Genomic DNA, 18,847 nt, shown 5'->3' on the forward strand with positions numbered 1-18,847 from the left:
AACGCGACATCGTGAAGGGCCTCCCGCTGCGGTGAAGGCCCTTTGAATCAATACATACAAGCAATTTCAAGAGGCTGATTGGGTTTTAACCCTAGTAACGCTGACCGCCGATATCGTCGCTGCGCATGTCAGCAACAACAGCGTGGCGATATCGGACATTCCGCTCGTTATTCGGTCGGTGCATGAAGCCCTTGCCGGTCTTGGCGCGTCCGAGGCTCCGGAAGTCAAACAGGAGCCCGCCGTCTCGATTCGAGCGTCGGTGAAACCCGATTACATCGTGTGTCTGGAAGACGGCAAGAAACTCAAGATGCTCCGCCGCCATCTGATGACGGCCTATAACATGACCCCCGACGAGTATCGCGCGAAGTGGAACCTCCCCAAGGACTATCCGATGGTCGCGCCCAACTATGCCGAAACGCGTCGCACCCTGGCCAAGGCTATCGGCCTCGGAACCAAAGGTCGGGGCGGCGGCCGCAAGCCGGCCCCGCGCGGCCGTGCCAAGGCAAAATAACTCGGCGCCTCTTCCCATATAGATCGGCCGCGCCGATCACTCGGGCTCCGGGCAAAGTCTTTGATGCCATTAGCCACTTGGATGACCGCCCGTTGGTCGGTGGACGGCGGGCCTATTCGAGCGGCATCGCGACCGCGCCGCTCCGGGACCGCGGGCTGCCGCTCGCTCTGACGCCTTGCAAGGCGGGCGCCTCTCCATTCTTCATACTGCCGACCGACCGTAGGCGCGCCTCATTAGGGGCCCGCCTGCGGCGAACTCGAGCCATGCCCAAGACTCAAACCCCCAGAACCCAAGCCCCAAGTCTCGGCAGTTGATCCGCTGATGGTCGGGTTTGCTGGCGGGCGTTGCTGTAGGGCGGCTGCCCTCTATCGCGGGCACCGCCGCTCTATCTCCGCGGCGCTACGCGCCGCTCCGACCGAGCTCCGGCTTCGCCGGATCTCGGCCCTGCCGGGTAACGATCGGCTGCCGTAAGGAACATGCGCGGGAGCCGGGCGGGGCAAGGTCGGTCGGCCGCGCCCGCGGGATGGCCGGGGATTGGCCTCGCACGCATCGGCCGAGACTTCGAGATCGACCGCGAGCTGACGGAGCGCCCGCGCGGCTCCAAGCCGCTCGAGCCCGTCGCCATGTGTTGCGGAACTTCCGCGATCCGCGCGAGAACGCGCAAGTCGCGCAACCGTCCTCATCGTCTCGGCATCCATGCGCCCTGCATAGCGCATTTGCGTGCCTGAAGCGAGCGGGTGCGTGAGGGCGCGAGGGCGGGAGCGACCGCGGGCTGCGGCGCGGGACCGCGGCGCCGGGACAGAGAGGAGAGGGGGACCTTGGCGGGTGTCGCTTCGGGATTGGCCGGAGCGATGAACGTCAAAGGAAAGTCCCATGAATATCGGTGAGTTCAGCAATAACAACGGCCGTCTGATGGGGTCGATCGCGACCCGCACCATCGATCTGCCGCGTCTCGGTCTTCGTCCGGTCGAGAGCGATCACGAGCGGGCCCCGGCCTATGAGATCGTCGCGCTCAACGTCGGCAATCGCTGGGTCCAGCTCGGTGCTCTCTGGGAAGCCGTCGCCAAAAATACCACCGGCGAAGTCTTCCTTCAGGGCTCGATCGACGACCCGAGCCTCCCCGAGCCGCTCCCGATCGCGCTCTTCGGGTCGGAGCGGGATGGCTACCGCGTCGCGTGGCGGCGCCCGCAGCGCCGCGATGACTTTGGTCCCGCGATCCGCTCGTCGCGCCGCGACTATGGCGACGGTGAGCAGGGCGGCGGCTTCGGTGACAGCACCGCGGGCACTGACGGCGCACTGATGGACAATGGCCCGGATACCGGTGCCGACGTCGACGATCAGATCCCGTTCTGACGGGCACGCCTGACAGGCCGGGGGCTTCGGCTCCCGGCCCATTTTTTTCATCCAGCTTGGGAGGCCGTCATGGCCCAGATTCGTCTCATCGAATGCGGCGCCGTCATCGCCGCTGTCTTCGACATCGTTGCCGGAACCACGCTCGAACCGCTCGCGCCCGTCCTCGCATGGGAGGTCGTCAACGGGCTGCGCCCGCTGGAGGGCATCGCCGCCAGTCCGGCGCAGCGGAAGCCTGCGGGCGCAACGCTCCACTGATCCCCGTGCGGCCGGGCGGCGCAGCCGCTCCGGCCGCTTTTCATTTTTGCTGACCGGAGGTCCATCATGACCAACGCCAACCCCGCGTCCGTCGACCGCTTCGCCGACCTGAAACAGCTTTACGCCGAGGCCATCGCCACCCCTGAATTTCAGGCCGCCTTCGGCGACCCGATCCCGCTCTCGATCGTCTCCGCTGGCGACGAGCCGACCGACCTCGACATGCCCGAGCCTTTCGCCGCGCAGGCCGAATGCGGCGGCGTGATCGCCGCCATCTTCGACCTCTTCACCGACACCCGCCTCGAAGCGTTCGCCCCGGATATCGCATGGGGCTTCGTGAATTCGTTCCATTTCACGGCTGGAAAGCTTGCGCGCCGCGAAGATTCAATCGCGCAGGAACTCGGTGATCTCGCGCGCATGCCCGATCTCAGCGAAGTCTATGCAACGAGCCTCGAGGAAAAGCAGCTCCTCTGCCGCTCGCTCGCCGAGCAGCGCGACGCCATCGAATGCATGCGCGACTATGCCGCCGAAATGTATCGCGCGCTCACCGGCTGGCCATGGTCGCCGGCGAAGGGAAGCCGGGCGTCGTCCGTCTCGATGGCGAGCCAGATCGCGGCGCAGGATTTTCTGCGCGAGCGGGCGCTCGCCGCGCGCGAACGGCATCTACCGCAGGGCCCGATCGTTGTCTTCTCGGGTCCGGCCATCTGGTCCGACTGGGAACCGCTCTGGGCGCGGCTCGACCAGATCAAGGCCCGCGTGCCGCATATGACGCTGGTGACGACCGGCCAGCGCAAGGGCGCCGACGCGATCGCGGCGGCATGGGCGGCGCGTCCGGAGAACAGCGTGCCGCTCGTCGCCTATGGCCTTTATGGTTCGGGACGGAAAACCGCCTTCAACCGCAACCGCAAGCTCGCCGAGTTGAAGCCCGTCGAGGCTTTGCTCTGCGAGGGGTCGGGGCTTCAGGCAAATCTTTATCAGCTCCTTCGCAAGGCCGGGGTGCCGATTCATGCTTTCAAGAAGCCGGACGGTGTTGCGCGCCCGGCGGCACAGCGGGGCCCCGGCCTCCGCCTGACGGCGTGACGGCGATGGCGATTCCCGACGCTTATCGGCGGAACTTCGCGACGCTCCGCCGCGCGGCGGAAAATGGCGACCTCGCCCTCATGGAATGCACCGACGCCGCGTCGGGAGAGCCCCGCTATGTCATCTGCGCGGTGGGGCGCGAGGGTTCCAGCCATGTCATGACCCCGTTCGGACATTTGCATGACGGAAACCCGTTCGAGGCCTATGTGCCGCCGACCGGAGAAACCTTTGATCCGGATTAAGGAAATGAGCGGCCGCCTCCTTTGCGAGGCGGCCGCTCTTCTTGTTCATTCGGTCAGCAGCGCCAGCCGCCGCAGCGCTGCGGCGAGTGCCGCGCGATGTGCGGTGACCTCCAGCGCCTGGGGCATGCCGGTCGCGTGGAGCGAGACTTTGGAGCCGGCTTTCGCCGGCTCGATCGTGAAGGTCAGCCTCATCATGCCAGCATAGGCGGGGTCGGTGTTGGTATAATGGATTTCCTCGACGATGCGCTCATCGGGCACGAACTCGGCGAACTCGCCGGTGATGATCTCGATAGCGGCCGCGGGGCCATCGGTCTCCGTTCGGTCCGAATAGAGAAGGTTAAGACAGAAGCGGCCGCCCGGCTGCGGCTCGAGCACCGAATAGGTGCCTGTCGCGCCATCCGGCACGCGCCAGCCCTTCAGCGTCTCGGCGTCGAAATAGGTGCGGAACAGTTGCCGCGGCGTCGCGAGAATGACCCGCGACGCGCTGTCCACGCGCTCATTCTTTTCGCACCCGTTCAAGATCGTTCAACCTCCAGAATCTGCGCCAACCGCTACGGCCGGACGTCCCCGCTTTATCCTCGCTGCGGCCTGATCCGTTTCAAGGAATAGAGCACATGGGACCGTGCTTTGCGGCAACCATTTGCGAATCGGGGGCATCGAGCCCCCGCTTCGCAAGCCTCTTCTTCTCTCTCAACTCTTTTTAGTGTGGCACGGGGGCAGCGTCGGCCTCAAGAACGACGGGGCCCCACCATTTTCCTTGGCGGGGCGAGCGCCGCACATCCAGTCGGGCGACGGGTGGCCGCCAAAGAAAATCGTGACCCCCATCGCCGCTTCGCGGTCGGGCTGCGCCCGATCCTTGACCCCGTCGCTCAGAGCCCGTGCAGGGAAAGAGACCTCTTTTTCAAGGAGGTTCTCATGACGAAGCTTACACAATCCTTCCGCACCGCAGACGAAATCGCCGACCTTATCGCCGAGGAAACTGTGTCGCCCGCCTTCGAAAACGCCTTCACCGAAACCATAGGCGGGTTCCGGATGGGCTATGCCGACGAGCCCACCGACGCCGACATGCCGCTTCCGCGCGCGGCGGAACTTGCCACCGAAATGGCGGTCCGCACCTTCTTCGACCTGTTCCGAGACACCCGCCTTGAAGGGATCGCGGACCGCATCGCGTGGGGCATCGTCCATAGCTTCCACAAGGTCGCGGACCAGCTCGATGCTGAAGCCGACAAGGCCGCGCTGAAGGTCAAGGATCTGATCCGCGACGCCGACGGCAGCGAGATCCTGACCGCTGAGTTGGAGGAGGCGCAGACCTTCTGCCACTCCCTCGACGAAGCGCGCGACGCGGTGGCCTGCATGCGCGACTATGCCGCCCAGACCTTCGCCGCCGAAACCGGGCGTCCATGGTCGGCGCCGCGGGGCTCGCTGGTATCGAGCAAGCGCACCGCTGCGGTGGTGGCCGCGACCGACTTCCTCGCCGCGCGGCGCCAGCGCGGGATCGATGCCCACGCCCCGCAAGGGCCGGTGGTCATATTCTCCGGCGGGCAGCAATGGGAAGATCACGCGCTCCTCACCGAGCGGCTCGATCAGATCAAGGCGCGTATCCCGGCGATGGTGCTGGCGACGACGGCGCAGTCCAAGGGGTGCGACGCGATCGCCGCCGCATGGGCGGCACGGACCGGAACACCACTCGTCGCCTTCACCCTCAACAGCAAGTTCGGACAACGCGCAGGATTTCTGCGTAACGAGCAACTGCTCGGACTGAACCCGGTAGAAGCGCTGGTCTGCGAAGGCTCGGGGCTTCAGTCCCATCTCGCTCGGCTGGTGCGCGCGAAGGGTGTGCCCGCGCATTTCTTCCGCTTCATCGACCAGCGTATCGCCGCCTGATCGGGTGGTGCAATGGGACGGTCCGGATTGCCGGGCCGTCCCTTTTTCTTTTCGTCAGGGGAAAGGTCGTCCGCACTCAGGGACCCCTGGCGGGGCCCGTCGCGCGACCGATGCGATGGCGATGCCATCGGCCTCCTGCGCGCGGCTTCGCCGTGCTCGTCGCAGGGGCATCCCTTCGGGATGGCTTTATTTGTGGGGCCGTATCGGCAGGGACTTGAGTGCTCCCACCGCCGCTGCGCCGCCACACCAGATAGCGAGGTCGACAAGCTCCCGAAATTCCCGCTCGGTCAATTCCTCGACGGCCAGCTCGCCGATGATCGACGCATAGCGGCCGCGCACGGCGCGGCGGGCAATCTCGACCTCCTCCGCAACCTTGCGCTGACGCGCTTCGAGGTCGGCGAGGCGTTCGCGTTCACTCTTCTTGGGCATAACCATCATCCTTCAAATGGTCTGCCCGCCGGCTTCCAATTCTACCCGAGGGAGTGCGCCATGATCAAACGGCAATTATCATGGCCGGCGTGCCGCCGGCAGGTGAAGAAATCCCCCCGGACGGGGGGAACCCCCGCGCCTTCCGGCACGAGGTGTCGCAGCGACACGTCGCTGCGTTGGGCGGACGCACGCCGTTGGCGTTTGTAATGCACCCTACGCACGGGTTCTGCGGGGCCAAACCTCCCTGCAAATCAATAGCCTAACCCTAAAGTCGAACGCTGGCGCAGGCGGCGTCATTTGGCCGCCGTGGCAGCCAGATGCGGCGGCACTTGGCTGCCATCCGCGCCAATGCCCTGATAATCCTTGGCATCTTTGGGCAGCCGTGGCTGCCGCGCTAAGCTATTGGAAAAACGGCAGGTCTCGGCTATAACAGTGGGGCTACGTGTCCTCACTTGCCGAAGCTCCAGACCAGGAGCTTGCCATGGCAAGACTGACTATTCGTCTTCCCGACGAACTATACGACCGCCTCGCGGCCGATGCCGATGCGGCGGGCGTCCCCACCGCGGCCTTCGTTCGCGATGCCCTCGAACAGCTGAACGGCGCCGACCCCTTCGGCTTCCATGCCCGATTCGACGAACTCCACTCGACCGTCATCCAGGTGCTTGCGATCCTTGCGTCCGACGTCGGCGCGCGCGCGCCCAAATCTCTCGCCAAGGGGATGGAGGATACCCGCCGTCTTCTCCTCGACCGGGGGCTGATCGGCGCGGGCGACCTGCCAGCTCTGGGGGAAGGGGCGTCGTCATGAGCATCTTCCGCAACGACACACTCGGCAGCTGGACGCGGGGCGGCCAAGCCATCGTCCACAATGTGCGGATGACCACCCAGGTCTTCTTCCAGACGACCCTCGCCGGGCTTAGCATCTGGGTCATCGGCGCGATCTGGTACGCCTTCGAAAAGTCCGATGCCTACCAGCGCTTCGTCCTCACCAAGCTCGTTGAGGCAACCTTCAAGGCCGATGCGGCGCCGGGAACCAACGACCCGGTCCTGTTCCGTACGCCGGAGGGCCGCGAATATTGGACCTCGGCCGACTGGCTGGTCGACTCCGCGATCGCGAAACAGGCGCTCGAAAAACTCGAGAGCGACCTCATCAGCGGGGCGATCCTGTCCGGGGTGTTTGCGCTCGCCGCGCTCGTCTTCGCCTGGTTCTATTTCACCCGGACGGGGAAGGGGCTCGGCTCCAACGAGTACCTGCGCGGGGCGCATTTCGGTACCGTTCGGCAGGTCCGCCGGGCGCTGCGCAGGGAGACGAAAGGAAGCTTCTCGATCGGCGGCATCAACGTCCCCCATGCCTTCGAGACCGAGCATGTCCTGATCTGCGGTGCACCCGGAACGGGGAAGACCAACATGATCGTCAAGATGCTCGAAGGCATCCGCGCCAAGGGCAAGCGCGCGATCGTCTATGATACCGCCGGCACCTTCGTCGAAAAATTCTACCGCGAGGGGAAGGACATCCTGCTCAACCCCCTCGACGAGCGTTCGGCCGTCTGGTCGCCCTGGGTCGATGTCCCGCACGATTATCATTACGACCAGATCGCGGAATCGACGATCCCCGACAAGCATGGCGATCCCTTCTGGCCGAAGGCCGCGCGCGGTACTCTGGTCGCCGTTCTGCGCAAGCTCGCAGCGCAGGGACGGACCTATGTATCGATCCTCCTCCACACCATCGTCCGCTCTCCGCTGAAGGATCTGTCCGCCTTCGCCGCGGGCACCGATGCGGCGGCATTCATCTCGATGGAAGGCGAACGGACGTCGGCGGGCGTCCAGGCTGAGCTCGCGTCGGTCATGCGCAGCTTCGCCTATCTTGACGATACCGACGACGGGCTTTCGATCCGCGACTGGGTCGCGACCGAGGGGGACGACAGCTGGCTCTTCGTTACCGTGAAGGCCGACCAGCTTCCTTCGCTCCGTCCCCTGATCACCGTGTGGCTCGATATCGCGATCAGCGCGATCATGAGCCTGAAACCCGATCAGCAGCGCCGTCTCTATTGCGTGATCGACGAGCTTCCCTCGCTCCAGAAACTGCCGTCGCTCTCTGACTTTCTCGCTCGCGCCCGCAAATATGGCGGCTGCGGCATCCTCGGCTTCCAGTCCTACCCGCAGCTCGAGGCGACCTATGGCATCCAGGATGCCGCGGCGATCACCGGCTATTGCTCCACCTGGGTCGCGCTCCGCGCCAACGATACCCCCACCGCCAAGCATGTCAGCGAGAATCTCGGGCAAGTCGAGCAGGTCGAGGCGAACGAGGGGATGAGCTATGGCGTCAACGACATGCGTGACGGGGTCAACCTCTCGCGCATCCAGGTGACAAGACCTCTTGTGATGCACACGGAGGTCACCAACCTGCCGAACCTGTCGGGCTATCTGCGCTTCGGTCGCGACCTGCCCGTCGTTCGGTTCGCGGATAAATATAATGACGTGCCATCCATCGTTGAGGCCTTCGCCGAGCGCAGCCGTCCGCCTCGACATATAGCACCACCACCGTCGTTGCCGTCGTCATCCGGTACGTCCGAAGAGGCATCAAGATCGGCGAAACCGGAGAAGAATGACGCGCCAGCGCGCAAGCGGACTGGCAGACGCGGACCGGACGTCAATGCGCCCGCGTTGAAGCTCGATCACCCGGCGGGCGCATCCGGAAAATCGCGTGACAACAAGAACGGGGAGGTCTCAGCCGCACCTGTCACGCCTACCGATGGTTCGCCCGACCGTCCCGCGACGCCTCTCGAAATTATCGCTCCGCACTGGGACCGCACCCTGCGACAGCATGGGCGTCCGGGTGGTCGTCGCCGTCCGGCGAGACCGGCATGATCCATCCGCGGCGCCTCGGAGGCAAGCCCGGCAATATCGCCCGCTATTATACGATCGGCGATTATTACACCAAGGGCGGGAACGAACCCTCGGAGTGGGGCGGGAAAATTGCGGCCGGGCTCGGGCTTTCGGGCCCGATCGACCGCAGGGCGTTCGAGGCGTTGCTCGCCGGCAAGGTCGAGGAGCAGCAACTCGGGCGCATCCGCCACGGCGAGGTTCAGCATCATCCGGGGTGGGATTTTGCGGTCAACGCCCCGAAATCGGTATCGATCATGGCGCTGGTGACGGGCGATGAACGGATCGTCGCCGCGCATGAGCGGGCAGTCGGCACCGCCATCGGCTGGATCGAAGAGCATGCCGAGCTTCGCCGACGTATGGACGGCAATATTCGGCATGAAACGACAGGCCAGCTGCTCTATGCGCGCTTCACTGAACATGCCTCGCGCGAACTCGACCCGCATCTCCATACCCACGTCGTGATCCTCAACATGACTCGGCATGCCGGCGACGAGCAGATGGCGAGCCTCGAAACCCGCGCCATGTTCGCCGAGCAGATGACTGCGGGACAAATCTATCGCAACGAACTCGCCCACGACCTGCGCGAACTTGGCTACGAGATCGAGTTCGACCCGCGAAGGGGACTGTTCGAAATCCGCGATGTTCCAAATGATCTTATATACGCGATGTCGCGCCGCGCTGAGCAGATCGATGCGCATGCGAAGGAGCATGGTCTCCAGGGGCAGGCCGAACGATCGATTTCCTTCTTCGCGACCCGGCCCCCCAAGCAGAAAGTTGATCTCGATACGCTCCATGCCCAGTGGGCAGAGAGATCGAAGGCACACATTCCCGCGCTCGAAGCTGTCCGCGCCGCCGCCGATGCGCGTGGGGAGAAGCATCTGGACGCCGATCCCGCGACCGCGCGCCGCGCAGCGCTGTTCGGACTTCGCCAATCGGAGACGCGCGAAGCGGTCAACAATCTCGGCCGGCTCATTCGAACTGGGCTCGCTTCGCATGTCGGCGACGTCCGCCTCCGCGACGTCCGGCCTCTGTTTGAGGAACATGAAGCGCGGCTCAAGCTGCTGAAGACGAGGGAGCTGACCGGCGACCAGATTCTGACGCGCGGCAGGACCTCGCGCCGCGCCGCGCGGCTAGAGATCGCGCTATCGACGCATATTTCGCTGAGCCTTGGCGATGGGGTTCCGCTGGCATTGCCGGAACAGGTCGACACGTCGCTGCGCGGTAGCATTCTCAACGATGACCAGCGAAAGGTGCTCGCCGAGATCGCGCTGTCCAGTGACCGCGTCATGGGTGTTCATGGCGTCGCCGGCTCGGGCAAATCCACGCTCATCAAGGAATTGAAGGCCGCGGCCGATGCCGGTTGGACCTTCATCGGTCTGGCACCGACCTCATCTGCGACCGCGAAGCTGGGCCAGGACGCTGCCATCGACTCTCGTACTGTCGCCGCGCTGCTGGGCGGCGGCGGGCATGATATCACCGATCGTCATGTCCTGGTCGTCGACGAGGCGGGCCAGCTCGGGAGCCGGCAAGCGCAGCGGATCTTGCAGATCAGCCACGACACCGGCGCGCGCGTGCTTCTTCTTGGCGACAACAAGCAGACGGGGGCGATCGAGCAGGGCAAACCCTTCTGGCTGATGCAGAAGCTCGGCCTTCCGACGGCTGAGCTCACCGAGGCGGTCCGGCAGCAAACCCGCGCGATGAAGACCGCGGTCGCGACCGCGCGCAGCGGGGATTATGCCGCGTCGCTGCAATCGCTCGACAAGATCATCAGCGGGGAGGGAGCCGACAAGCTCGCGGCCAACCTCGTCGCGGAATGGACGCGGCTCAAGCCCGAGAACCGTGACAAGACCAATATCCTCGTTCTCGACAACGCGACCAGGCTGATCGTGAATACCCAGATCCGAGAGGTGCTGAAACGGGAAGGCGCTATCGCCGCCGAAGATGCGCGGATCGATATTCTCGCTCCGTCGGGCATGACCGACCAGGAGAAGCATTTTGCCCGCTTTTACTCGGGCGGCCAGGTAGTGATGTTCGCGCGCGACAACGCGGGACTCGGGATCGCCGCCGGGGCAGAGTATCGCGTCAGTGGCCTCGCGCGGGATGCGCGCGGCCGCCAGATCGTGCGTCTTGTGGACGAAAAGGGCCGGACCATCCTCTGGAATCCCCGTCTTGGCCGCGCGTCGCAGGTCAATGTGTTCATCGGGGACAAGCGAGATATTGCCGCGGGCGATCGCATTCAGTGGCGGCTGGCGACGAAGGAACTCGACCTAAAAAATGCCGAGCGCGGGACGATCGAGTGTCTCGACGGGACCGTCGCGACCATTCGCTGGGACCGGAGCGCCGAGCCGCAGAAGATCGATCTCGCCGTTCATCGGACTTGGGACCATGGCTATGCCGAGACGGTCTATTCGGCGCAGTCGAAGACCTATGACCGAGTCTATGTCCTTGCCCCGGTCGGATCGGGCCTCGTCAATGGCCAGAATTACTACACCGCCATCACGCGCGCTCGCTATGGCGTGAAACTCTGGACCGAAGATCTCGAGCGCCTTGTGCAAAAGCTCGAGCGGTATTCCGGCGAAAAGACGTCCTCGCTCGAAGGCCTCGGGCGGCTCTGGCGAGACAGCCATCGCATCCGCGGCGCCCGGCTCGCTGAAAGTCTCGACTGGGCGCGAAAGCAGATGCTGAGCACGCGTGCGGATCGCGCCGAGCGAAGGGCCGAGCGGGAGCGGGAATGGAACGAGATTCTGCGCCCGCCATCGCTTGCAGAAATGCTCGCGGGCCGCGCGAGAGACGGCATGTCGAAGCTCGATGCCTATCTGAACGGCATTCTCGCCGGCTCGACGAAGGACCAGCGCGCGCATGCACCGACCGCTCCCGAGCCCGCCGAACAACCGCATTCCCGACAGCAAGGACATGATCGATGAACATATTCCGATTTCCACGGACAGCCGAAGCCGTCAGGTCGCATATCAGGGGCCGCGTTCCGCAAAGTTTGCGGTTCGGCGCGGCGGCGGCCATCTTCACCTTGGCGTTCGGCCTCTCGCTGCCGGCGATGGCTCGCGCGCCAGTCGCGACGGCCAATGCTGAGATCGCGCGCTGCATTCGCAGCGCAGCCCATGGCAAGCCGTGGCTCGAACGTACGCTTTGGGGTTTGCGCGATCAGGAAGGCGGCTGGATCGGCGCCGCTGTCGTCAACAGCAATGGCACTCATGATCTCGGGCCGCTGCAAATCAACAGTTGGTGGGTACCCAAAATTGCGGCGCTTGTCCGGCGATCCGAAACCCATGTCCGGCATTGGCTCCAGAACGATGCCTGTTTCAATGCCGAGGCGGCGCGCTGGATTTTTCTCTCGGGTCTGGCGGTCACGGGTGACTATTGGAAAGCGATCGGCGTTTATCATAGTCCTACCGCTTGGCGGCAGGCGCGCTATGCGACGAGCGTCGCAGCGCATCTCCAAAAGAGATATGGGAAGGCGATATTCTGATCACAGCCGAAGCTCCGCACGGGGCCGCGCCGGACATCATGAAAACCATGGCCCGCATAAGGGGTCGGCAAGGCGGCGCTGGGCGGCCTTGACCAGGCGCTGCACCCGCGACCGGTAAGGTGAGCTTTCTTTGCGCCACCGCTCCGACGCGACAGCGGAACCGAAGAAGGCCTGAGCGATCTCGTGCTGGGTCGCTCCCGTGGCGATCGCGTCCGCTGTTCTCAGTTCCAATATCCATCGCGGCGCCCGGGTCTCGCGCGGCTTAAGGGACGTAGGCAGTTCGCCGTCGGTAGCCAGTGCGACGAGCTGCTGCAGCGCGGAGATTTTCGGCCCCGTGTCCGCTAGACCTCCGATCTGATAATCCAGAAACAGTGGGCCGCCGAGCAGCGTCCCGTCATGGAGATCGAGCCTGATCACCCAATGTCCGTCGGATAGCAGCCAGTGTTCGGCGTTGGTTTCGTCGACGGCGACTGACACGAATTCGGCAAAGTTCCGGATATCGAGCAGGTTGGCGCTCGATGCCGATTGATCGTCCGCCGCGGTGCTGCGGAGAACCCTCGGATCAAGCGCCGGCGTCCATATTGGTCGAGCATATGGCGTCGCAAGATCCGGGTCCTCTAGTTTCATCAGTCCAAAGTCAGAGGGGACAATCTCACCAACTTCCCGATCCCGCCATGCCGCGCGATAGGGCGCGCTGCGCCGGAGCCATTCCCATGCGAAACTGCGCCGATCGGCAAACAGCAACACGGCATATTCGCTGGCCAGCAGCCAATCCGGCACTTGAGGTGCCGGTCCGGGATCGCCGCCCAGCCCGTTCACTCTGACAGTTCGTGATCTTGCTTTAGCGACCCCATGCAAAATGGATAGGCACGCCCGTCCGCGTTGTCAGCCGAATGCGTTCTGAAACAAACGGTGCAAGGCAGCGAAGCGCGCGCACGGCGAACTATCTATGCGCGGCGCGGCGTCCGACACCCCCTTTCCTGCTATGGCGCGCTTCGATTTTTCGGTTCAATTGGAAGGCCTTTCTTCGCCAGGGAGGCAGCCCATGCTTAAGGTGGTCGACCGGTTCAATCGAACGCGTGAGCACGTTGCGCTCCGTTCCATGTTTGAGGCGCGCAAACGCTTCTTTGTCGATGAGTTGGGGTGGGATTTGCCTGTCTTGGCCGGTCTCTACGAAGTCGATCAGTTCGATGATGGGCACGCAACCTACCTCATCGTTGTCGATCAAGACGATCGGCATCTAGCCTCAGCGCGCCTGCTCCACACGATCAGGCCGTCCCCGATCGAGTCCGCTTGTCCGCCCTTTGTCGAAGGGATTGTTCCGAAGGGGCGCGATGTTTGGGAGATTACCCGAATATGTTCGTTGTTCCCTGAGGGTAGCGACCGAGTTTGGGAAGTTCATGATATGCTGCTTAACGGACTGGCGAAGTTCGCCGTCGAAGCCGGCGTTCGAACTTACACGATCATCGCGGACCCCGAACACTCATCATGGTTTGCCAGTGTCGGCTGGAAGTGCAAGCGACTGGGCCCGGCACAGTATCAGGGTGGGCAGGTATTTACGGCGCTCGGGATCGAGATTGATCCCGCGATCCGCGCGAACTTTATGGCCGGCGGTATCGCCGGCGGGTCTCGCCTCTTCCAGCCCGAAACGCGCGCGGCGGCCCATGTGGCGCGCATTTCGTCAGCCAATCATCGACATCATGGAGCGGCGTTCAGGAGGACGCTGAGTCGAAAAATAACCGATTCCGGTTACAGTTCTCCTTGAAAGACCAGATAGATTTATCACTATATTGTCGCGCTTTTTTCAAAAGCGCGTGACCGGGTTCCGGTGCGAATGTTCAGGCTTTGGCTAAAGGCTCCGGTGCGCGATCCCAACGCGCGTTTCCAATAGCTCGGTCACATTTTTTCTTGTCGATCCTGTTCCGATTATAATCCGATTATAATTGGATTATAAAATGGATCGTCCCCTTCATCGAGCTTAGCTTTTGAATGCGACTCAATTTCGGTCGCAATCGATGGAAAGGACGAACCATGGACAAGCATGAAAACGGCATCGTCGACCTGGGCGATGCGCGCATCGAAACCCGCGGGTCGGGAGGCAACGGCGACATCGACCTCCAGACGTTCCAGCGCTACGTCGCGGGCGGCATCGAGACCGACGACTGATGCAAAGGGCGTGCGGCGCCCCGAGTGCCGCACGCCAGCGCAGTTCTCCCACGATGATGAGCCGCCCTCGCACGGACCTTCGGTACAGCATTATTGGCGCGGACGTCGTCTGCCTTGATCTCACGACCAGTCGCTATTTTCTCCTTCAAGGCGCAGCTGCCGAAGCCTTCAAAGCGGCGACTTTGGGCACGGCGACCTGCGGGCAATTGCGCTGGCTCGTCGAAAACAATCTCGTTGAAGCTGGCCCACCTGTTCCTGCACCGCGGCTCGCTCCACGGCCCGAGACGAGCGCTTTTGATAATTGTCTCGGGTCGGCGTCTCCATGGACATTAGTAGAGGCGCTGGCGGAACAGTGGCGCGCGCGCAGGAGTCTTGCGCGGCAATCGCTCGGAGCGATCCTGAAACCGAGCTCGCTGTCCCGCGGTGATCTCGATAGGTGCCAATCAACGGCGGCAGCATTTGTGCGGGCTTGGCGCTATCGCAATGCGACGGACCAATGCCTCGTGCGCAGCATTGCAATGCGCGCGATGTTGGCGCGCCGCGGTCTGGGATCTGACCTAGTCATAGGTGTCATGCTGCCATTTTCGGCACATTGCTGGATTCAGGTGGGTGCGGCGGTGCTGAGCGACCCGCTCGATCTGGTGGTGAATTACCAACCTTTGCTGACGGTGCGATGAGGCTCGCCTTCCGCCTTGAAATCGCAACATCAGGATGGGCCGGCCAGGAAGTCGCGGCTGACGAGGCGGATTGCGCGTACATCTCTGCGGCCGCGCGCCTTACGAGCCTCGCTCCCACTATCGAACTCGGCGAAGGTGGCTGTCTCGTCGGTCTTCTTTTCCGGCGCCAAATACCGGCAGTTCGCATCACCAACCTTGAGAATGCGGAGCGAAAGCGCATCATCGAAACAGATGGGCGCGCGTTGCTGTCTGACTATTGGGGTGCCTATATTGCAGTCCTCAGCCGGCCGGACGGCTCAGTCACTGTTCTGCGCGATCCATCGGGCATGATGACATGCTACATGAGGCGCAATGCCGACCACGTGACCTTGGCGAGCGAGCTGACCACCCTCGCAGTTCCGGGTCGCACCGCAATCGATTATGGGCCGCTCGCTCGCATGTTCGCCGGGATCGACCTGCTCGGACGCTGTACCGGCATCGTAGGCGTCGAGGAACTGCTTCCGGGAGAGCGTCTTGTCGTGAGCGCCGCCGGGCCCCATGTCGAGCAAGGCTGGTCGCCGTGGGATTATGTCCAATCGGGGAAGGGGTTCAGCTTCGACAATGCAGCACAAGCTCTTCGCGAAACGCTAAAGGACAGCATCGGAGCTTGGTCGACTTGCTTCGACCATATTCTAGTTGGCGCCTCGGGAGGCCTCGACAGTTCAATCGTCGCGGCCGCACTCGGCCCGCGCTCGCCAGCCATGCGCTGCCTCACGATGGTTGAGCCCGGCACGACGGGAGATGAGAGGCGATACGCCGAGGCGCTGGTCACGAAGCTCGGCACACGCCTCGATGCCCCGCTATACGACCTGAGTGCTGTTGACGTCTGCCGACCGGTCCTCCCTCATCTTCCTTTGCCCTTTGCAGCACACTATTTTCACGCGGTCTCCGCCGAGCATTCACGGATCAATGCCGCGTGGCCCGTCGATGCGTATTTCTCTGGCAACGGGGGAGACAATGTATTCTGCAGCCTGCGCAGCGCGGCGCCGCTCGCAGACGTGGTTCTCACGCGAGGCGTTGGGCCCAGCGCTTTTCGCACTGCGCTGGACCTCGCCGATCTTACCGGGGCCGGCTTGGCCGAAGTCATCCGAAAAGGCTGGGATCGAATAAACCGGCGAAAGGCTGGCCACCGGATTCAATATGACCTCACTGGCCTCGGCCCTGTCGGCCGAGCCGCGGCGCTATCCGGCGGTGATCAACATCCATGGCTTTGCGCGCCTCGACGCACACTGCCTGGAAAAGCAGCGCATATTGCGCTGCTCGCCCGCGCCCAAAAGAGCATCGAGCTTTATCCTCGATCCACAGCGGCCCCCCAAATTACTCCGTTGCTGTCGCAACCAATCGTCGAACTCTGCCTGTCGATTCCAACTTGGCAATGGGTACGCGGTGGCCGTGATCGTGCCGTCGCGCGCGCTGCGGTCGCCGATCTTCTCCCGGCCCTCATTGCCCAACGGAGGACAAAGGGAGGGCCGACGGGCTTCCTTCGGCGAGTCTTCAATGCGCGGGCGGACGACGCCATCCGGATGTTGGTCGACGGCAGACTGATCGCCGCAGGCGTATTGGACCCAGAGTGGCTACGGCGCGTCCGATCCGAAAGCTGGAGAGACGATGGCCGGGACATACGTCTCCTAGCTTTCGCCGCGGCCGAAGCTTGGGTGCGCTGGTGGGAAGAAGGCAGTACGCTGCCGGCCTAGTTCTTGAGTGGCAGTGGCGTGCCACAGTGCCGCGGCGCCTCATCGCGCATCTTGTCCCACACCGTATAGCGATCGGCATAGGGCGAGTTCGGGTCCCGCTCGCCGAGGAGCCAATAGTCGAACCAGGCGATATTCTCCTGCATCGCCCCGAGACGGTTCGAAGGTATATGGAAGATATGTGTTTCATCCGACGCGGCGTCGTCGCCAGGATAGAGGCTTAGCTCCGCGGGGACGCCGGCCTTCCGAAGCGCCGTGTGAAAATCGATCGATGGAACAAGCGGGGCGGCAACTTGTTGCAGCACCGCTCCGCAAACCTTGTCGGCTCGAAGCGACGGCGACAGCCGGCGATAATGCATAAGAGCCACCGGATCAGTCGGGGGACCTCCGAAAACGGCGTCATAAGAACCAGAGACATCGGGGTAGAAGGCCGGTTCGAGATAGCCGCCGTCACCGCTCGACGCTGCGCGAAACAGAGACGAGTTGGTGATGGTGACATTGACCATCTGCGAGCCTCGACTGTACCCCGCGATCCCGACCCGCGCTTGATCGATGACGCCAGTACCGACAAGCTCCATGACCGCGTCTTCATAGCTCGCCACTCCGTTGAGCCAAATCAACTGGCGCATGGTCTCCGGGGCGACCGCCTTCGTTTCGTTCCGCCAGGCGAGGCGGGCGGCCCACACCTCGGCATTTTCACGCGCGCTCGGCTCGTTGATGAGCAAAACGACATAGCCCCGCTCCGCGAATAATTGGGCAGGATATTCCCACTGGTTCTCGCGATTGGCGAACCGCTCGTCTGCATCGGTTCCGTGCGTGATAACTATAGCGGGATAGCGCTGGCCCGCCACATAGCGGCGCGGCCAGATGATGTAGCCCGTCGCCTTATTACCATGGCGGTTAGTCCAGGTACGCGGTTCGACCCGTAGCGAGCTGAGCCGCTCATGCCGCGGCGATACTGATGCAACTGGTCTGATCCGCCCAGACACGACGTCGATCTCAGCGATCGCCGGAGGCTGCGTCTGGCTCTGCGCGATGCAAGCGCCTTTGCTCAGCGATATTGTGAAGTCGCAGTCGTTGAGACTGAACGCGCCGCCGATCGTTCGAAGTCGGCCCGGTTCCAGCACAATAAGACCGAAGCGAGGGTTGTCGAGCATACGGACACCCACGATCGATCGCTTGCCGTCCGCCGAACGGACCCCGCTCGCAGCCCGGCCATCGAGAGCAAAGGGTAAATGACCATAGCTGTGCCGCGCGCCTCCCGTCATGGCTTCGACAAGCTCGCGGCGGTCTCCATAGCCCTCCGATGAGAGTTGCCCACCTAGCGGGCCAATTGCTTGCGCGCTTTCCGCCAGAGTATCGAGGACCCGGGCCGTCTTGGCCGCGAAGGACCATGCCATCGTGACCACACGTGATCGACCTTCGGGATCGACATCGGTCACATTAAAGAGGACGGCATCAGACGTCCACCGGACGAAATTGCGCTCGAAAAATGTAGTGATATCATTGTTAGGCCGCGTGGCGATAAGCGTGTCTCGCCCCTCGGATCGCAAATAGATTGAAGCGGTGGCAGTCCCCGGCGCGCGCCGCCGCGCACGCTCGATGACGACATCCTCACCATGACGTACCCCGGTCGCTTGCGGTGCCGCATCGAGCACGACATAGAATAGCCGCTTTCCATCGGGCGACCAGTCATGCGCTCTCACGCCGGTAGCGAGCGGCGCATGCCCGTATCCCGGATAGACCGCGCCTTCCGTGTCCCCGAAAATCGCCGTTGCGGGATGAACAATCAGGGGTGTAATCGAGTCGTCCATTTCAATGCGATAGAGCTGCACGCCATCACCCTTGTCGATGCGGGCGCTCCAGGCATCCTCGCCCGGGATACGGTGGAGCTGGTCGATCCATTGTGCGCGCAGGATGTCGCGCGTCGCTCCGCTTTCGAGTTCGACGCGGCGTAGCACGGCCACCATGCGACGGCTCGCCACGTCGGCAACGCGCACAACATAGAATGCGCTATGGCCGTCGGCGGAAATGGAAAGTCCACCGACTTCGGGAATGCTAAGCTGATCCTCCAATGTCCAATGGCGGGCTTGCTGCGTTGCGGCGGGGGTCGCGACTGTCAGCGCGGCCGTCACGGCGGCACTAATCGGCTTAAC

The 18,847-nt window shown here is 63.4% G+C and carries 18 protein-coding genes; 14 read left to right on the forward strand and 4 right to left on the reverse strand.

Annotation, left to right across the window (positions count from 1 at the left end):
* Window positions 1-46 precede the first annotated feature (46 nt).
* The 5 genes from J2X38_RS21660 to J2X38_RS21680 all read left to right on the forward strand — a co-directional run bounded on the left by J2X38_RS21660 (window position 47) and on the right by J2X38_RS21680 (window position 3,438).
* A complete protein-coding gene (locus J2X38_RS21660; RefSeq protein WP_039575583.1) occupies window positions 47-511 on the forward strand; it encodes a MucR family transcriptional regulator in 465 nt (154 codons plus the stop codon).
* An 873-nt stretch (window positions 512-1,384) separates the two neighbouring features.
* Entirely contained in the window at window positions 1,385-1,864 is a 480-nt protein-coding gene (locus J2X38_RS21665) for a DUF736 domain-containing protein (protein WP_039575580.1), read from the forward strand.
* 69 nt (window positions 1,865-1,933) lie between these two features.
* The gene (locus J2X38_RS21670; protein ID WP_039575578.1) at window positions 1,934-2,119 is read left to right on the forward strand and encodes a hypothetical protein; all 186 of its coding nucleotides are present in this window, start codon (window positions 1,934-1,936) and stop codon (window positions 2,117-2,119) included.
* Between the two features lie 66 nt (window positions 2,120-2,185).
* On the forward strand, window positions 2,186-3,196 hold the full coding sequence (locus tag J2X38_RS21675; RefSeq protein WP_039575576.1) for an SLOG family protein: 1,011 nt from the start codon (window positions 2,186-2,188) through the stop codon (window positions 3,194-3,196).
* Between the two features lie 5 nt (window positions 3,197-3,201).
* The gene (locus J2X38_RS21680; protein WP_039575574.1) at window positions 3,202-3,438 is read left to right on the forward strand and encodes a DUF6117 family protein; all 237 of its coding nucleotides are present in this window, start codon (window positions 3,202-3,204) and stop codon (window positions 3,436-3,438) included.
* 45 nt (window positions 3,439-3,483) lie between these two features.
* Here J2X38_RS21680 and J2X38_RS21685 read toward each other — a convergent pair whose 3' ends face one another.
* The gene (locus J2X38_RS21685; RefSeq protein ID WP_160292417.1) at window positions 3,484-3,930 is read right to left on the reverse strand and encodes an SRPBCC domain-containing protein; all 447 of its coding nucleotides are present in this window, start codon (window positions 3,928-3,930) and stop codon (window positions 3,484-3,486) included.
* A 423-nt stretch (window positions 3,931-4,353) separates the two neighbouring features.
* On the opposite strand from J2X38_RS21685, the gene J2X38_RS21690 reads away from it, so the two are divergent.
* Window positions 4,354-5,322, forward strand: a complete 969-nt coding sequence (locus J2X38_RS21690; RefSeq protein WP_039581070.1) for a DUF2493 domain-containing protein — start codon at window positions 4,354-4,356, stop codon at window positions 5,320-5,322.
* Between the two features lie 186 nt (window positions 5,323-5,508).
* Here the strand turns inward: J2X38_RS21690 and J2X38_RS21695 are convergent, their stop codons facing one another.
* Window positions 5,509-5,751 carry a hypothetical protein gene (locus J2X38_RS21695; RefSeq protein WP_039575569.1) on the reverse strand — a complete coding sequence of 81 codons (243 nt, stop codon included), beginning with the start codon at window positions 5,749-5,751 and terminating at the stop codon, window positions 5,509-5,511.
* Window positions 5,752-6,232: 481 nt separating this feature from the next.
* On the opposite strand from J2X38_RS21695, the gene J2X38_RS21700 reads away from it, so the two are divergent.
* The 4 genes from J2X38_RS21700 to J2X38_RS21715 are packed head-to-tail and all read left to right on the forward strand — an operon-like array spanning window position 6,233 to window position 12,118.
* Complete coding sequence (locus J2X38_RS21700; RefSeq protein ID WP_039575565.1) at window positions 6,233-6,556, forward strand: ribbon-helix-helix protein, CopG family; 324 nt, start codon at window positions 6,233-6,235, stop codon at window positions 6,554-6,556.
* Window positions 6,553-8,616 (forward strand): type IV secretion system DNA-binding domain-containing protein, encoded by a 2,064-nt coding sequence (locus J2X38_RS21705; protein ID WP_081997364.1) that lies wholly within the window; start codon window positions 6,553-6,555, stop codon window positions 8,614-8,616. The genes J2X38_RS21700 and J2X38_RS21705 overlap by 4 nt, the downstream gene beginning before the upstream one ends.
* Window positions 8,613-11,558, forward strand: coding sequence for a MobF family relaxase (gene mobF / locus J2X38_RS21710; protein ID WP_039575562.1), 2,946 nt, complete (start codon window positions 8,613-8,615; stop codon window positions 11,556-11,558). Before J2X38_RS21705 ends, mobF begins: the two co-directional genes overlap by 4 nt.
* Entirely contained in the window at window positions 11,555-12,118 is a 564-nt protein-coding gene (locus tag J2X38_RS21715) for a lytic transglycosylase domain-containing protein (RefSeq protein ID WP_405053483.1), read from the forward strand. Before mobF ends, J2X38_RS21715 begins: the two co-directional genes overlap by 4 nt.
* A 36-nt stretch (window positions 12,119-12,154) precedes the next feature.
* Here J2X38_RS21715 and J2X38_RS21720 read toward each other — a convergent pair whose 3' ends face one another.
* Window positions 12,155-12,937: a DNA -binding domain-containing protein gene (locus J2X38_RS21720; RefSeq protein WP_148309127.1), complete on the reverse strand. Its 783-nt coding sequence runs from the start codon at window positions 12,935-12,937 to the stop codon at window positions 12,155-12,157.
* Between the two features lie 226 nt (window positions 12,938-13,163).
* Here J2X38_RS21720 and J2X38_RS21725 point away from each other — a divergent pair, with 226 nt between their 5' ends.
* From J2X38_RS21725 to J2X38_RS21740, 4 genes are all read left to right on the forward strand, one after another.
* Window positions 13,164-13,883: an acyl-homoserine-lactone synthase gene (locus tag J2X38_RS21725; protein WP_160292416.1), complete on the forward strand. Its 720-nt coding sequence runs from the start codon at window positions 13,164-13,166 to the stop codon at window positions 13,881-13,883.
* A 266-nt stretch (window positions 13,884-14,149) separates the two neighbouring features.
* Window positions 14,150-14,284, forward strand: a complete 135-nt coding sequence (locus J2X38_RS21730; protein ID WP_267127959.1) for a hypothetical protein — start codon at window positions 14,150-14,152, stop codon at window positions 14,282-14,284.
* Window positions 14,285-14,337: 53 nt separating this feature from the next.
* The gene (locus tag J2X38_RS21735; RefSeq protein ID WP_160292415.1) at window positions 14,338-14,961 is read left to right on the forward strand and encodes a lasso peptide biosynthesis B2 protein; all 624 of its coding nucleotides are present in this window, start codon (window positions 14,338-14,340) and stop codon (window positions 14,959-14,961) included.
* Window positions 14,958-16,694: an asparagine synthase-related protein gene (locus J2X38_RS21740; protein ID WP_039575556.1), complete on the forward strand. Its 1,737-nt coding sequence runs from the start codon at window positions 14,958-14,960 to the stop codon at window positions 16,692-16,694. The genes J2X38_RS21735 and J2X38_RS21740 overlap by 4 nt, the downstream gene beginning before the upstream one ends.
* On the opposite strand, the gene J2X38_RS21745 is transcribed toward J2X38_RS21740, so the two are convergent.
* Window positions 16,691-18,826 (reverse strand): prolyl oligopeptidase family serine peptidase, encoded by a 2,136-nt coding sequence (locus tag J2X38_RS21745; protein ID WP_294048535.1) that lies wholly within the window; start codon window positions 18,824-18,826, stop codon window positions 16,691-16,693. The two genes, J2X38_RS21740 and J2X38_RS21745, sit on opposite strands and share 4 nt — an antisense overlap.
* Between the last annotated feature and the right edge of the window lie 21 nt (window positions 18,827-18,847).

Source organism: Sphingopyxis sp. BE235 (genome assembly GCF_031457175.1).
GTDB lineage: Bacteria > Pseudomonadota > Alphaproteobacteria > Sphingomonadales > Sphingomonadaceae > Sphingopyxis.